The organism is Stenotrophomonas sp. LARHCG68 (assembly GCF_052871705.1).
Genome location: NZ_JBIXJV010000003.1, coordinates 604,154 through 617,494, shown reverse-complemented (window position 1 = coordinate 617,494; position 13,341 = coordinate 604,154). Strand labels below are relative to the sequence as shown.

At 63.6% G+C, this 13,341-nt stretch carries 19 protein-coding genes; 17 read left to right on the top strand and 2 right to left on the bottom strand.

The features are described from left to right. The first annotated feature begins 11 nt into the window (after positions 1–11). The 17 genes from rplX to ACIPR8_RS13985 all read left to right on the top strand — a co-directional run bounded on the left by rplX (position 12) and on the right by ACIPR8_RS13985 (position 10,909). Positions 12–329 carry a 50S ribosomal protein L24 gene (gene rplX, locus ACIPR8_RS14065; protein WP_132862505.1) on the top strand — a complete coding sequence of 106 codons (318 nt, stop codon included), beginning with the start codon at positions 12–14 and terminating at the stop codon, positions 327–329. Between the two features lie 11 nt (positions 330–340). Next, positions 341–883 (top strand): 50S ribosomal protein L5, encoded by a 543-nt coding sequence (rplE, locus tag ACIPR8_RS14060; protein ID WP_132862506.1) that lies wholly within the window; start codon positions 341–343, stop codon positions 881–883. Positions 884–901: 18 nt separating this feature from the next. Beyond that, positions 902–1,207, top strand: a complete 306-nt coding sequence (gene rpsN / locus ACIPR8_RS14055) for a 30S ribosomal protein S14 (RefSeq protein ID WP_132862507.1) — start codon at positions 902–904, stop codon at positions 1,205–1,207. A 217-nt stretch (positions 1,208–1,424) separates the two neighbouring features. After that, entirely contained in the window at positions 1,425–1,823 is a 399-nt protein-coding gene (gene rpsH, locus ACIPR8_RS14050) for a 30S ribosomal protein S8 (protein ID WP_132862508.1), read from the top strand. 15 nt (positions 1,824–1,838) lie between these two features. Beyond that, positions 1,839–2,366, top strand: coding sequence for a 50S ribosomal protein L6 (gene rplF, locus ACIPR8_RS14045; RefSeq protein WP_446541400.1), 528 nt, complete (start codon positions 1,839–1,841; stop codon positions 2,364–2,366). A 33-nt stretch (positions 2,367–2,399) separates the two neighbouring features. Beyond that, complete coding sequence (rplR, locus tag ACIPR8_RS14040; protein ID WP_132862510.1) at positions 2,400–2,753, top strand: 50S ribosomal protein L18; 354 nt, start codon at positions 2,400–2,402, stop codon at positions 2,751–2,753. Between the two features lie 158 nt (positions 2,754–2,911). Continuing rightward, positions 2,912–3,454: a 30S ribosomal protein S5 gene (rpsE, locus tag ACIPR8_RS14035; protein ID WP_132862511.1), complete on the top strand. Its 543-nt coding sequence runs from the start codon at positions 2,912–2,914 to the stop codon at positions 3,452–3,454. Next, complete coding sequence (rpmD, locus tag ACIPR8_RS14030; RefSeq protein WP_005408214.1) at positions 3,447–3,638, top strand: 50S ribosomal protein L30; 192 nt, start codon at positions 3,447–3,449, stop codon at positions 3,636–3,638. The genes rpsE and rpmD overlap by 8 nt, the downstream gene beginning before the upstream one ends. 6 nt (positions 3,639–3,644) lie before the next feature. Further along, a complete protein-coding gene (rplO, locus tag ACIPR8_RS14025) occupies positions 3,645–4,088 on the top strand; it encodes a 50S ribosomal protein L15 (RefSeq protein WP_132862512.1) in 444 nt (147 codons plus the stop codon). A gap of 7 nt (positions 4,089–4,095) precedes the next feature. Continuing rightward, on the top strand, positions 4,096–5,451 hold the full coding sequence (gene secY / locus ACIPR8_RS14020) for a preprotein translocase subunit SecY (protein WP_132862513.1): 1,356 nt from the start codon (positions 4,096–4,098) through the stop codon (positions 5,449–5,451). A 349-nt stretch (positions 5,452–5,800) separates the two neighbouring features. Then, a complete protein-coding gene (gene rpsM, locus ACIPR8_RS14015; RefSeq protein WP_054663350.1) occupies positions 5,801–6,157 on the top strand; it encodes a 30S ribosomal protein S13 in 357 nt (118 codons plus the stop codon). A gap of 13 nt (positions 6,158–6,170) precedes the next feature. Further along, entirely contained in the window at positions 6,171–6,563 is a 393-nt protein-coding gene (gene rpsK / locus ACIPR8_RS14010; RefSeq protein WP_054657227.1) for a 30S ribosomal protein S11, read from the top strand. A 14-nt stretch (positions 6,564–6,577) separates the two neighbouring features. After that, on the top strand, positions 6,578–7,207 hold the full coding sequence (gene rpsD / locus ACIPR8_RS14005; RefSeq protein ID WP_057633112.1) for a 30S ribosomal protein S4: 630 nt from the start codon (positions 6,578–6,580) through the stop codon (positions 7,205–7,207). Between the two features lie 54 nt (positions 7,208–7,261). Continuing rightward, positions 7,262–8,260, top strand: coding sequence for a DNA-directed RNA polymerase subunit alpha (locus ACIPR8_RS14000; RefSeq protein ID WP_132862514.1), 999 nt, complete (start codon positions 7,262–7,264; stop codon positions 8,258–8,260). A gap of 196 nt (positions 8,261–8,456) precedes the next feature. Next, complete coding sequence (rplQ, locus tag ACIPR8_RS13995; RefSeq protein ID WP_132862515.1) at positions 8,457–8,843, top strand: 50S ribosomal protein L17; 387 nt, start codon at positions 8,457–8,459, stop codon at positions 8,841–8,843. A 145-nt stretch (positions 8,844–8,988) separates the two neighbouring features. Continuing rightward, positions 8,989–9,504 (top strand): disulfide bond formation protein B, encoded by a 516-nt coding sequence (locus ACIPR8_RS13990; RefSeq protein WP_446541399.1) that lies wholly within the window; start codon positions 8,989–8,991, stop codon positions 9,502–9,504. A 31-nt stretch (positions 9,505–9,535) separates the two neighbouring features. Further along, positions 9,536–10,909: a class II 3-deoxy-7-phosphoheptulonate synthase gene (locus tag ACIPR8_RS13985; RefSeq protein ID WP_446541398.1), complete on the top strand. Its 1,374-nt coding sequence runs from the start codon at positions 9,536–9,538 to the stop codon at positions 10,907–10,909. 81 nt (positions 10,910–10,990) lie between these two features. On the opposite strand, the gene ACIPR8_RS13980 is transcribed toward ACIPR8_RS13985, so the two are convergent. Further along, complete coding sequence (locus ACIPR8_RS13980) at positions 10,991–11,464, bottom strand: DUF2127 domain-containing protein (RefSeq protein ID WP_132862518.1); 474 nt, start codon at positions 11,462–11,464, stop codon at positions 10,991–10,993. A 5-nt stretch (positions 11,465–11,469) separates the two neighbouring features. Then, positions 11,470–13,299, bottom strand: a complete 1,830-nt coding sequence (gene typA, locus ACIPR8_RS13975; protein WP_192286591.1) for a translational GTPase TypA — start codon at positions 13,297–13,299, stop codon at positions 11,470–11,472. Positions 13,300–13,341: the final 42 nt, after the last annotated feature.

The following is a 13,341-nucleotide window of genomic DNA, read 5'->3' as shown; positions in this document are numbered from 1 at the left end:
AGGAGATAATCATGGCTAACCGTATCAAGAAGGGCGACCAGGTCGTCGTCAACACCGGCAAGGACAAGGGCAAGCAGGGCGAAGTCGTCCGCGTCGACGGCGACCGCGTGGTCGTCGCCAACGTGAACATCGTCAAGCGCCACACCAAGCCGAACCCGCAGGCAGGCGTTGCCGGCGGCGTGGTCGAGCGTGAAGCTTCGATCCATATCTCCAACGTCAATGTCCTGAACCCGGCAACGGGCAAGGGCGAGCGCGTTGGCTTCAAGGTGCTGGAGGATGGACGCAAACTGCGTGTGTTCCGCTCCAGCGGTGAGGCGCTCGACGCCTGAGGAATGAATTGATGAATTCCCGTCTCGAAAAGTTTTACAAGGAAGAAGTGGTGCCGGCGCTGACCAAGCAGTTCGGCTACACCAATCCGATGGAAGTGCCGCGCCTGGTCAAGATCACCCTGAACATGGGTGTGGGCGAAGCTGCGACCAACAAGAAGGTTCTTGAGAACGCCGTTGCCGACATGACCAAGATCACCGGCCAGAAGCCGGTGGTCACCAAGTCGCGCGTCTCGGTGGCTTCGTTCAAGATCCGTGATGGTTGGCCGATAGGCTGCAAGGTCACGCTGCGTCGTGACACCATGTTCGAGTTCCTGGACCGCCTGATCAACATCTCGCTGCCGCGCGTGCGTGACTTCCGCGGCGTGTCGGGTCGTTCGTTCGACGGTCGTGGCAACTACAACATGGGCGTGAAGGAACAGATCATCTTCCCGGAAATCGACTTCGACGCCGTCGACGCGATCCGCGGTATGGATATCGCCATCACGACCACCGCCAAGACCGACGCGGAAGCCAAGGCGCTGCTGGCAGCGTTCAAGTTCCCGTTCCGTAACTGATTCGTCGAGGATACCGAAATGGCAAAGACCTCCATGGTCAACCGCGACATCAAGCGGGAAAAGCTGGCCAAGAAGTACGCCGACAAGCGTGCAGCTCTGAAGAAGATCGTGTCCTCCGTTGACGCGACCTACGAAGAGAAGATCGAAGCCGCAACCAAGCTGTCCAAGCTGCCGCGCGATTCGTCGCCGAGCCGCCAGCGCAACCGTTGCGAGTTGTCGGGCCGTCCGCGTGGCGTGTACAGCAAGTTCGGCCTGGGCCGCAACAAGCTGCGCGAAGCCACCATGCGCGGCGACGTGCCGGGCCTGCGCAAGGCCAGCTGGTAAGCAACAACCCGGTCCGGGCCGCAAGGCCCGGCCAGGTCACCGGAAGGGCAACCTGACGGTAATTCAAAGAGTCCGACGCAAGTCGGACTTTTTGTCGTATAATCCCGCTTCTTGCCTGCCCGAAATGGGCTGGCCGGTGCGTTAAGGGCCCTGGCCCATCCCAGGAAAACACGAGATTTTCGCGAAAGCGGATATCGGTGCACTCAAAGGTATCTACATGAGCATGACTGATCCCATCGCCGACCTGCTGGTCCGCATCAAGAATGCGGCCGCGGTTGGCAAGCAGACGGTGAAAGCCCCGTCGTCCAAGATCAAGGTGGCAATTGCCCAGGTCCTGAAGGACGAGGGTTACATCGCCGACCTGCGCGTCAACAAGCTGGAAAACAACAAGGCCGAGCTCGAAATCGTCCTGAAGTACTTCGAGGGCAAGCCGGTCATCGCTACCCTGAAGCGCTTCTCGCGTTCGGGTCTGCGCCAGTACCGTGGCAAGTCCGAGCTGCCGAAGGTCCTCAACGGCCTGGGCATCGCCATCATTTCCACCTCCAAGGGCATCATGACTGATGCGCAGGCGCGCCAGCAGGGCGTCGGCGGCGAAGTCCTGTGCTTTGTGGCTTAAGGGAAGGAGTCCACTATGTCCCGCGTAGCCAAGAAGCCGATCAACCTGCCCAAGGGCGTTGAACTGAACATCCAGCCGGAATCCGTCAGCGTGAAGGGCCCGAAGGGCACCCTGTCGCTGAACAAGGCCGCCGGCGTTGAAATCTCCATCGCCAACGGCGTTATCACCCTGAACCCGAAGGACATCTCCTTTGATGCCCTGACCGGCACCGTGCGCGCCATCCTGGCCAACATGGTTCAGGGCGTGTCCGAAGGTTTCGAGCGCAAGCTCGAGCTGGTCGGCGTGGGTTACCGCGCTGCCATGCAGGGCAAGGACCTGAACCTGTCGCTGGGTTTCTCGCATCCTGTCGTGTTCGTGGCGCCGGAAGGCATCACCCTGTCGACCCCGACGCAGACGGAAATCGTCGTGCAGGGCGCCGACAAGCAGGTCGTCGGTGAAGTCGCTGCCAAGATCCGCGGTTACCGTCCGCCGGAGCCCTACAAGGGCAAGGGTGTGAAGTACGCCGGTGAAGTCATCATTCGCAAGGAAGCCAAGAAGGCCTAATTCCTAGGTTTTCAGCTTTCGAGGATAAAGAACATGAACAAGAACATCGCCCGTCTGCGTCGCGCCAAGTCGACCCGTTCGCACATCCGTACCCTGGGCGTTGCTCGCCTGTCGGTGCTGCGTACCGGCCAGCACCTGTACGCGCAGATCTTCACTGCCGACGGCTCCAAGGTGCTGGCTTCGGCCAACACCGCCCAGGCCGACGTCAAGGAAGGCCTGAAGAACGGCAAGAACTGCGACGCTGCTGCCAAGGTCGGCAAGATCATCGCCGAGCGCGCCAAGGCTGCCGGTATCGAGAAGGTCGCTTTCGACCGCTCGGGCTACCGCTACCACGGCCGCATCAAGGCTCTGGCCGAAGCTGCCCGCGAAGGCGGCCTGCAGTTCTAAGGAATAGGGAAGGGGCCTTGCGCCCCTTTCCGCCTGCCTGCCGGTACGGGCTGTACCGGGCGTCGGCAACTCTTCTGCAGTTGCCGGTGAAACACCGCTGTAAACCACAACCATAAGCGGCCCCGAGCCGTACATACCCAACCAATCAAGGAATCAACATGGCAGAAGAACGTCAGCAGCGGGGTCGCGATCGCGACCGTAACCGCGAAGAGAAAGTCGACGACGGCATGATCGAGAAGCTGGTCGCGGTCAACCGCGTCAGCAAGACCGTCAAGGGCGGTCGCCAGTTCACCTTCACCGCCCTGACCGTGGTCGGCGACGGCGAAGGCAAGGTCGGTTTTGGTTATGGCAAGGCCCGCGAAGTGCCGGTCGCCATCCAGAAGTCGATGGAGCAGGCGCGCAAGAACCTGGTCAACGTTGACCTGAACAACGGCACCCTGTGGCACACCATCAAGGATGGTCACGGCGCAGCCCGCGTGTTCATGCAGCCGGCCTCCGAAGGTACCGGCGTGATCGCCGGCGGTGCCATGCGCGCCGTGCTGGAAGCCGTTGGCGTGAAGAACGTGCTGGCCAAGGCCACCGGTTCGCGTAACCCGATCAACCTGGTGCGTGCCACCGTGAAGGGCCTGGCTGCTGCGCAGTCGCCGGCTCGCATCGCGGCCAAGCGCGGCAAGAAGGTGGAGGAACTCAACCATGGCTAATGAGTCCAACAAGACCGTGAAGGTGCGCCTGGTGCGCGGCCTGCGTGGAACCCAGTCGCGTCACCGCTTGTCGGTGCGTGCCCTGGGCCTGAACAAGCTCAACGATGTGCGTGAACTGAAGGACAGCCCGCAGGTTCGCGGCCTGATCAACAAGGTTCAGTACCTCGTCCAGGTTGAGGAGTAATCGACCATGACTCTGCGTCTCAATGAACTGAGCCCGGCACCGGGCGCCCGCACCGAGCGTACCCGCGTCGGTCGCGGTATCGGCTCGGGCCTGGGCAAGACTGCCGGCCGCGGCCACAAGGGTTCGTTCGCCCGCAAGGGTGGCGGCAAGATCAAGGCTGGCTTCGAAGGCGGCCAGACCCCGATGCAGCGCCGTCTGCCGAAGATCGGCTTCCGTTCCAAGATGGCCAAGGACACCGCTGAAGTGCTGTCCTACCACCTGGACCGTCTGGAAGCGGGTGAGATCGACTTCGCGGCACTGCGTGCCGCCAAGCTGGTCCCGTCCACTGCCAAGAAGGCCAAGGTCGTCCTGAAGGGCGAGCTGACCAAGGCGTTCACCCTGAAGGGTGTTGCGGCTACCGCCGGCGCCAAGGCTGCGATCGAAGCTGCCGGCGGCAGCGTACAGGAGTAACTGGAACATGGCGCAAGCTGGCATCGGTAACCTCGCGGGCGGGATGGGCAAGTTCACGGAACTTCGCCAGCGTCTTCTGTTCGTACTCGGGGCATTGCTCGTCTATCGCATCGGCTGCTACGTGCCGGTGCCGGGCGTCAATCCCGATGCCATGCTTGCGCTGATGCAGGCGCAGGGCGGCGGTATCGTGGACATGTTCAACATGTTCTCGGGCGGCGCCCTGCACCGTTTCAGCATTTTCGCGCTGAACGTCATGCCGTACATTTCGGCATCGATCGTGATGCAGCTGGCCGTCCACATCTTCCCCGCGCTCAAGGCGATGCAGAAGGAAGGTGAGTCCGGTCGTCGCAAGATCACCCAGTATTCGCGCATCGGCGCGGTGCTGCTGGCGGTGGTGCAGGGCGGCAGTATCGCGCTGGCGCTGCAGAACCAGCTGTCGCCGGGCGGTGCCCCGGTGGTGTACGCCCCGGGCCTGGCCTTCGTGTTCACCGCCATCGTGGCGCTGACCGCAGGCACCATGTTCCTGATGTGGGTGGGCGAGCAGGTCACCGAGCGTGGCATCGGCAACGGTGTGTCGCTGATCATCTTCGCCGGCATCGTGGCAGGCCTGCCGGCCGCCGTGATCCACACCGTGGAAGCGTTCCGCGACGGCAGCATGAGCTTCATCTCGCTGCTGATCATCGCCCTGGTGGTGCTGGCCTTCACTTATTTCGTGGTGTTCGTCGAGCGCGGCCAGCGCCGCATCACCGTCAATTACGCCCGCCGTCAGGGTGGCCGTAATGCGTACATGAACCAGACCTCGTTCCTGCCGCTGAAGCTGAACATGGCGGGCGTGATCCCGGCCATCTTCGCCTCCAGCATCCTGGCCTTCCCGGCCACCTTGGCGATGTGGTCCGGCCAGGCCAGCTCCGCGACCTGGCTGCAGAAGGTCGCCAACGCGCTGGGTCCGGGCGAGCCGCTGCACATGATCGTGTTCGCCGCGCTGATCACCGGTTTCGCGTTCTTCTACACCGCGCTGGTGTTCAACTCGCAGGAAACCGCCGACAACCTCAAGAAGTCGGGTGCGCTGATCCCGGGTATCCGTCCGGGCAAGGCCACGGCCGAGTACATCGACGCCGTGCTGACCCGCCTGACGGCCGCCGGCTCGCTGTACCTGGTCATTGTCTGCCTGCTGCCGGAAATCATGCGCACGCAGCTCAATGCCTCGTTCTACTTCGGCGGCACCTCGCTGCTGATCGTGGTGGTCGTGGTGATGGACTTCATCGCCCAGATCCAGGCCCACCTGATGTCGCACCAGTACGAGAGCCTGTTGAAGAAGGCGAACCTGAAGGGCGGCAACCGCGGCGGTTTTGCACGCGGCTGATTCACCCGGTATACTTTCCGCTTCATAGCGGTCAAGGCCGCCCCGGTACCCGGGGCAGGCCTTCCAGACAGAAGGGCGGTCCCCGCAGCGGTCTTGGGTGGGGGTGCGATGTGGTTGTTCCGCGCGGGAGTAGCGCGGGCGGCTTGAAGGGCAACCTTCCTGCCAGGCACATCCGGCGCCGGAGCATGGGCACACTCCCCATGCCGGGTCCATGGAACCTTGTGTTCCACGGGCTTCCAAGCAAACCAAGACCTTGTTAGTATCGCTAGTTCACTTTTTTGATCCATCCTGCCGGATTGGCGCGCCTGTCGGTGCGTATTCGGCCATCACTCAGCTGGAGAACCGCGTCATGGCGCGTATTGCAGGCGTCAACCTGCCAGCCCAGAAGCATGTCTGGGTCGGGTTGCAAAGCATTTACGGCATCGGCCGTACCCGCTCGAAGAAGGTCTGCGAAGCCGCAGGCGTTACTTCGACCACCAAGATCCGCGACCTGTCGGAGCCGGAAATCGACCGTCTGCGCCTTGAAGTGGGCAAGTACATCGTCGAAGGCGACCTGCGTCGTGAAGTCGGCATCGCAATCAAGCGTCTGATGGACCTGGGCTGCTACCGCGGTCTGCGTCACCGTCGCGGCCTGCCGCTGCGCGGCCAGCGCACCAAGACCAATGCTCGCACCCGCAAGGGTCCGCGCAAGGCTCTGAAGAAGTAAGGGACCCTAGAAAATGGCTAAGCCCGCTGCTGCTAAGACCAAGAAGAAGATCAAGCGCGTCGTCACCGACGGCGTTGCCCACGTTCACGCTTCGTTCAACAACACCATCGTGACCATCACCGACCGCCAGGGCAATGCACTGTCCTGGGCGACCTCCGGTGGCGCCGGTTTCCGTGGCTCGCGTAAGTCGACTCCGTTCGCTGCCCAGGTTGCCGCCGAAAAGGCTGGCAAGGCTGCGCTGGACTACGGCCTGAAGTCGCTGGAAGTCCGCATCAAGGGTCCGGGTCCGGGCCGTGAGTCGGCCGTGCGTTCGTTGAACAACGTCGGCTACAAGATCACCAACATCATCGACGTGACGCCTATCCCGCACAACGGGTGCCGTCCGCCGAAGAAGCGTCGCGTCTAAAGGAGCGATAAGAAATGGCTCGTTATATCGGTCCTACCTGTAAGCTCGCCCGCCGCGAAGGCGCCGACCTCTCCCTGAAGAGCCCGGCCCGCGCGTTGGACTCCAAGTGCAAGCTGGAGCAGAAGCCCGGCCAGCACGGCGCGACCGCCCGCAAGGGCAAGCTGTCCGACTACGCCACCCAGCTGCGTGAAAAGCAGAAGGTCAAGCGTATCTACGGTCTGCTGGAGCGTCAGTTCCGCAACTACTACAAGAAGGCCTCGACCAAGAAGGGCAACACCGGCGAGAACCTGCTGCAGTTGCTGGAAACCCGTCTGGACAACGTCGTCTACCGCATGGGCTTCGCTGTGACCCGTCCGGCTGCCCGTCAGCTGGTCTCGCACCGCGGCGTCACGGTCAACGGCAAGTCGGTGAACCTGGCTTCGTACCAGGTCAAGGCTGGTGATGCGATCGCCCTGTCCGAGAAGGCTGCCAAGCAGCTGCGCGTCCAGGAAGCCCTGGTTGTCGCTGAACAGCACGACCTCAGCCCGTCGTGGGTCGAAGTCGATTCGAAGAAGTTCAGCGGCGTGTTCAAGGCCGTTCCGGATCGCGCCGACCTGCCTGCGGATATCAACGAAGCGCTGATCGTCGAGTTGTATTCGAAGTAATTCACAATGGAGAACCTCCGGGTTGCACCGGAGGTTCGCAGGAGAACCCGCAACATGACGGTTACCGCAAACCAGGTTCTGCGTCCTCGCGGTCCGCAGATCGAACGCCTTACCGAGACCCGCGCCAAGGTCGTGATCGAACCGTTGGAGCGTGGTTACGGGCATACGCTGGGCAACGCCCTGCGTCGCGTGCTGCTGTCGTCCATCCCGGGCTTCGCCATTACCGAAGTCGAGATCGACGGCGTGCTTCACGAGTACACCACGCTGGAAGGCCTGCAGGAGGACGTGCTCGAAGTCCTGCTGAACCTGAAGGACGTGGCCATTCGCATGCATTCCGGCGACAGCGCCACGCTCTCCCTGTCCAAGCAGGGCCCGGGCATCGTGACCGCTGCCGACATCAAGGTTGACCATAACGTCGAAGTGATCAACGGCGACCACGTGATCTGCCACCTGACCAAGGACGCGGCGATCAACATGCGTCTGAAGATCGAGCGTGGCTTCGGCTACCAGCCGGCTGCCTCGCGCCGCCGTCCGGACGAAGAGTCGCGTGCGATCGGTCGTCTGGTGCTGGACGCTTCGTTCTCGCCGGTCCGTCGCGTCGCCTATTCGGTGGAAGCGGCCCGCGTCGAGCAGCGTACCGACCTGGACAAGCTGGTCATCGATATCGAAACCAACGGCACGATCGATGCCGAGGAAGCCGTCCGCACCGCGGCCGACATCCTCAGCGATCAGCTGTCGGTGTTCGGTGACTTCACCCACCGCGATCGCGGTGCGGCCAAGCCGGCCAACAACGGCGTGGATCCGGTGCTGCTGCGCCCGATCGACGACCTGGAACTGACCGTGCGTTCGGCCAACTGCCTGAAGGCCGAGAGCATCTACTACATCGGTGATCTGATCCAGAAGACCGAAGTGGAACTGCTCAAGACCCCGAACCTGGGCAAGAAGTCGCTGACCGAAATCAAGGAAGTGCTGGCCCAGCGTGGCCTGTCGCTTGGCATGAAGCTGGAGAACTGGCCGCCGGCCGGTGTCGCCGCTCACGGCATGCTTGGTTGATAGCAGCATCTGTTCCCCCGCATGGGTGACCATGCGGGGGAATGTTGTAGGCAGTACCCGCGCTGACGGCTGACAAGGCCGCTGCGCCGGTCGTCCAGGGATAGGGCGGCCAGGACCATCCGCAGTCCATGCAGCAACGCCACGACGGCGACAACGAAGTCCAACGTCTCATCATTCAATCTAAGGAATCTGTCCCATGCGTCACCAGAAGTCTGGCCGTAAGTTCAGCCGCACCAGCGCCCACCGCGAAGCGATGTTCAAGAACATGGCCGCCTCGCTGTTCAAGCACGAGCTGATCAAGACCACCCTGCCGAAGGCCAAGGAACTGCGCCGCGTTGCCGAGCCGCTGATCACCCTGGCCAAGGTCGACTCCGTCGCCAACCGCCGCCTGGCCTTTGCCCGCCTGCGTGACAAGGAAGCCGTCGGCAACCTGTTCACCATCCTGGGCCCGCGCTACGCCACCCGTCCGGGCGGCTACCTGCGCCTGCTGAAGTGCGGCTTCCGTGCCGGCGACAACGCTCCGATGGCCTACGTCGAGCTGGTCGACCGTCCGGCCGCCGTTGCCGAAGAAGTCGCCGAGTAATCGCGACCTTCCATCCTGCAAGGGATGAAACAGAAGCCCGGCCTTGGCCGGGCTTTCTGCTTATGGGAAGTCGTCATGGCAGCAGGTGCTGTTGCACTGCGGCCGGGCTGGTACTCTTGCCGGATGGTTGAAACGGGTTGATGTGATGAATCCTTTGCGGTGGAGTTTTCGGGCCCAGTGCCTGACCGGTTTCCTGATCTGCGCCGGGCTGTTGGCGTTCGCGATCTTCATGCAGATCAAGATGGGCCTGGAGCCGTGTCCGCTCTGCATCTATCAGCGGATCGCGTTTGCGGCGGTGGGCGTGCTGTTCCTGCTCGGCGCCCTGCACGGGCCGGCCAGCCGTGGCGGGCGCGCGTTCTATGGCGTGCTGGTGTTCCTCGCCGCAGCCGTCGGCATGGGCATTGCCGGGCGCCACGTCTACGTGCAGTTGCTGCCGAAGGACCTGGGCAGCAGCTGTGGTCCGCCGCTGAGCTTCCTGGCCGAAACGATGGGCCCGTTCGAGGTGTTCCGCACCGTGCTGACCGGCACCGGTGACTGCGGCAACATCGACTGGACGTTCCTGGGCCTGAGCATGCCGATGTGGAGCCTGGTGTGGTTCGTGCTGCTGGGCCTGGGTGCCCTGTATGCCGGCTTCCGCGCGCGCAAGACGCGCCTGTTCTGACTATTTCCCACGTACTGAAACGGTAATTCCCATGAGTTTGTCCCCCTCCCAGCCCGTGGCCGCCATCGATTCAACCTGGGCGCCCGACAGCTGGCGTGGCCGGCCGGCGCTGCAGATGCCGACCTATCCTGATGCGGCGGCGCTGGAATCGGCGCTGGCCGAGTTGCGGCAACTGCCGCCGCTGGTGACCTCCTGGGAGATTTTCGCGCTCAAGCAGCAGTTGGCCGAGGCGCAGGAGGGCAAGCGCTTCCTGTTGCAGGGCGGTGATTGCGCCGAGAACTTCGCCGACTGCGGGTCGGGCACCATCTCCAACCGGCTCAAGGTGCTGCTGCAGATGAGCCTGGTGCTGGTGCACGGCCTGCGCAAGCCGGTGATCCGGGTCGGGCGCTTCGCCGGCCAGTACGCCAAGCCACGTTCTGCCGATACCGAGACACGCGATGGCGTGACCCTGCCCAGCTATCGCGGTGACGTCATCAATGCACCGGAGTTCACCGAGGCCGCGCGCGTGCCGGACCCGCAGCGGATGATCACCGCGCACTCGCGCTCGGCGCTGACGATGAATTTCGTGCGGGCGTTGATCGATGGAGGCTTCGCCGACCTGCACCACCCCGAGTACTGGAACCTGGCGTGGATGCGCTGCTCGCCGCTGGCCGGGGAGTACCAGGAGATGGTGGCCTCGATCGGCGATGCGGTGCGCTTCATGGAGACGCTCTCCGGCGCGCAGGTGCACAACCTCAACCGGGTGGATTTCTACACCTCGCACGAGGCGCTGTTGTTGCCCTACGAGCAGGCGTTGACCCGGCAGGTGCCGCGCCAGACCGGCTGGTTCAACCTCAGCACGCATTACCCGTGGATCGGCATGCGTACCGCCGCGCTGGACGGTGCACACGTGGAGTACCTGCGCGGCGTTCGCAACCCGATCGCGATCAAGGTGGGGCCGTCGGTGCAGCCGGACCAGCTGCTGCGCCTGATCGACGTGCTCAACCCGGACGATGAGCCGGGCCGACTGAGCTTCATCCATCGCATGGGCGCGACGCAGATCGCCGGGAAGCTGCCGCCCTTGCTGGACGCGGTGAAGCGCGACGGCCGGCGGGTGCTGTGGGTGTGCGATGCGATGCATGGCAATACCGAGAGCACCAGCAATGGCTTCAAGACGCGCCGCTTCGACAACATCCGCAACGAGGTCGAGCTGTCGTTCGACCTGCATGCCGCGGCCGGTACGCGCCTGGGCGGCGTGCATCTGGAGCTGACCGGGGAGGACGTCACCGAGTGCACCGGCGGCGCGCGAGAGCTGACCGAGCGTGACCTGGAGCGTGCCTATCGTTCCAGTGTTGATCCGCGCTTGAACTACGAGCAGTCGCTGGAGATCGCGATGGCGATCGTGCGCAAGCAGGGCGTTCGCTAGAGCCTGGAGCGGGGCCATGCGCCGCTGACGCTTTGCGGGGAAGGCCCATGCCGAGCATGACTCGGCACGACCAGGCGCGGCTCAGTGCTTGCGGCGCTTGCCGATATCGCGGGCCAGGACCCAGACCACGAGGACGTTGACCGCCAGCAGCAGCCAGGAGGCCCAGCCGGGGTGCTTGATGATGGCGTACACGTCCAGTGGCAGGTACAGGGCGGCGGAGATGCAGCCCAGCCAGGAAGCCCAGGCCTTGGCGCGCCACAGGCCCCAGGCCTCGAGCACGCGTAGCAGGCCATAGCCGACCAGGGCGGCGGCGCCCAGGTGCACGGTGTCGGGGGTGATCAGGTTCAGCAGTGAGGAGAACGAGCCCTGTTCGGGATCGCCGCCGATGCGCAGGATCAGCGCATTGATGATGGTGCGCAGCGGCGCCGGCCCGGAGATTTCCAGGCCAGCGGCGGCGAGAAAGGCCAGGACGGCCTTTCCCGCTTCCAGCAGCGCGATGGCTGCCAGACCCGGATGCGCATGCGGATCCGGGTTGTAGGGCGTGTTGCCGGCCAAGTGGATCAGCCCGCGCGCGAGGCCTTCTTGCGGTCGCTCTCGGTCAGGTGCTTCTTGCGCAGGCGGATTTCCTTCGGGGTGATTTCGACCAGTTCGTCGTCATCGATGAAGTCCAGGGCCTGTTCCAGCGAGAACTTGATGGCCGGGGTCAGCTGGATCGCGTCGTCCTTGCCCGAAGCGCGCATGTTGGTCAGCGGCTTGGTCTTGATCGCGTTGACGGTCAGATCGTTGTCCTTGGAGTGGATGCCGATCAGCTGGCCTTCGTACACGTTGTCGCCTTCAGCGGCGAACAGCTTGCCGCGTTCCTGCAGCGGGCCCAGCGAGTAGGCCGGGGTGGCACCCGGGGCATTGGCGATCATCACGCCGTTCAGGCGCTTGGCGATGGCGCCCTGTTCCTTCGGGCCGTAGTGGTCGAACACGTGGAACAGCAGGCCCGAACCCTGGGTCAGGGTCTTGAACTCGTTCTGGAAGCCGATCAGGCCACGCGCCGGGATCTTGAAGTCCAGGCGCACGCGGCCCTTGCCGTCCGGTTCCATGTTCTCCAGCAGTGCCTTGCGGGTGCCGAGCTTCTCCATCACGCCGCCCTGGTGCTGCTCTTCGATGTCCACCACCAGCTGCTCGATCGGCTCCATCATCTGGCCGTCGATTTCCTTGATGATCACTTCCGGGCGCGAGACGGCCAGCTCGTAGCCTTCACGACGCATGGTTTCGATCAGCACCGACAGGTGCAGTTCGCCACGGCCGGAGACCAGGAACTTGTCGGCGTCTTCGAGCTGCTCGACCTTCAGTGCCACGTTGTGCACGGTCTCGCGCTCCAGGCGCTCCTTGAGCTGGCGGCTGGTCAGGAACTTGCCGCCGGACAGGTCCTTGTTGCCGGCGAACGGCGAGTTGTTGACCTGGAAGGTCATCGAGATGGTCGGCTCGTCGACGGTCAGGGCCGGCAGCGCTTCGGGGTTGTCCAGGGCGCAGACGGTGTCGGAGATGGTCAGCTCCTGGATGCCGGAGATGGCGATGATGTCGCCGGCCTGGGCTTCCTCGACCTCGATGCGCTCCAGGCCCATGAAGCCCAGCACCTGCAGGACCTTGCCCTGGCGCTTCTTGCCTTCACGGTCGATCACGATGACCGGCTGGTTCTTCCTGACCTTGCCGCGCTGGATGCGGCCGATGCCGATCACGCCGACGAAGTTGTTGTAGTCCAGCTGGCTGATGCGCATCTGGAACGGGCCATCGGCCTCGACTTCCGGCACCGGCACGTACTTCATGATCGCTTCGTACAGCGGGGTCATGTCGCCGTCACGGACGGTGTCTTCCAGGCCGGCGTAGCCGTTCAGGCCCGAGGCGTAGACGATCGGGAAGTCCAGCTGCTCGTTGGTGGCGCCGAGCTTGTCGAACAGGTCGAACACCTGGTCGATGACCCAGTCCGGACGGGCGCCCGGGCGGTCGACCTTGTTGACCACGACGATCGGCTTGAAGCCCATCGCGAAGGCCTTCTGGGTGACGAAGCGGGTCTGCGGCATGGGGCCGTCCATCGCGTCGACCAGGATCAGCACCGAGTCGACCATCGACAGCACGCGCTCCACTTCACCGCCGAAGTCGGCGTGTCCGGGGGTGTCGACGATGTTGATGCGGTTGCCATTCCACTTGATGGCCGTGTTCTTGGCCAGGATGGTGATGCCGCGTTCCTTTTCCTGGTCGTTGCTGTCCATCACGCGCTCGGCCAGCACGGTGCGCTCGGACAGGGTGCCGGACTGCTTGAGCAGCTGGTCGACGAGGGTGGTCTTGCCATGGTCGACGTGGGCGACGATGGCGATGTTGCGAAGATTTTCGATGGACATGCGAAAGGGGGCCAGTCGGCGCCGGATTTGGAGAAATGAGTT

Excerpts from the sequence above, each read along its gene's own strand:
- rplQ (WP_132862515.1), top strand. The coding sequence starts at position 8,457 with ATGCGTCACCAGAAGTCTGGCCGTAAGTTCAGCCGCACCAGCGCCCAC.
- rpsD (WP_057633112.1), top strand. The coding sequence starts at position 6,578 with ATGGCTCGTTATATCGGTCCTACCTGTAAGCTCGCCCGCCGCGAAGGC.
- rplE (WP_132862506.1), top strand. The coding sequence starts at position 341 with ATGAATTCCCGTCTCGAAAAGTTTTACAAGGAAGAAGTGGTGCCGGCG.
- rplF (WP_446541400.1), top strand. The coding sequence starts at position 1,839 with ATGTCCCGCGTAGCCAAGAAGCCGATCAACCTGCCCAAGGGCGTTGAA.
- rpsM (WP_054663350.1), top strand. The coding sequence starts at position 5,801 with ATGGCGCGTATTGCAGGCGTCAACCTGCCAGCCCAGAAGCATGTCTGG.
- ACIPR8_RS13990 (WP_446541399.1), top strand. The coding sequence starts at position 8,989 with ATGAATCCTTTGCGGTGGAGTTTTCGGGCCCAGTGCCTGACCGGTTTC.
- ACIPR8_RS14000 (WP_132862514.1), top strand. The coding sequence starts at position 7,262 with ATGACGGTTACCGCAAACCAGGTTCTGCGTCCTCGCGGTCCGCAGATC.
- rpsK (WP_054657227.1), top strand. The coding sequence starts at position 6,171 with ATGGCTAAGCCCGCTGCTGCTAAGACCAAGAAGAAGATCAAGCGCGTC.
- secY (WP_132862513.1), top strand. The coding sequence starts at position 4,096 with ATGGCGCAAGCTGGCATCGGTAACCTCGCGGGCGGGATGGGCAAGTTC.
- rplX (WP_132862505.1), top strand. The coding sequence starts at position 12 with ATGGCTAACCGTATCAAGAAGGGCGACCAGGTCGTCGTCAACACCGGC.
- rplR (WP_132862510.1), top strand. The coding sequence starts at position 2,400 with ATGAACAAGAACATCGCCCGTCTGCGTCGCGCCAAGTCGACCCGTTCG.
- typA (WP_192286591.1), bottom strand. The coding sequence starts at position 13,299 with ATGTCCATCGAAAATCTTCGCAACATCGCCATCGTCGCCCACGTCGAC.
- ACIPR8_RS13985 (WP_446541398.1), top strand. The coding sequence starts at position 9,536 with ATGAGTTTGTCCCCCTCCCAGCCCGTGGCCGCCATCGATTCAACCTGG.
- rpmD (WP_005408214.1), top strand. The coding sequence starts at position 3,447 with ATGGCTAATGAGTCCAACAAGACCGTGAAGGTGCGCCTGGTGCGCGGC.
- rplO (WP_132862512.1), top strand. The coding sequence starts at position 3,645 with ATGACTCTGCGTCTCAATGAACTGAGCCCGGCACCGGGCGCCCGCACC.
- rpsE (WP_132862511.1), top strand. The coding sequence starts at position 2,912 with ATGGCAGAAGAACGTCAGCAGCGGGGTCGCGATCGCGACCGTAACCGC.
- rpsN (WP_132862507.1), top strand. The coding sequence starts at position 902 with ATGGCAAAGACCTCCATGGTCAACCGCGACATCAAGCGGGAAAAGCTG.
- rpsH (WP_132862508.1), top strand. The coding sequence starts at position 1,425 with ATGAGCATGACTGATCCCATCGCCGACCTGCTGGTCCGCATCAAGAAT.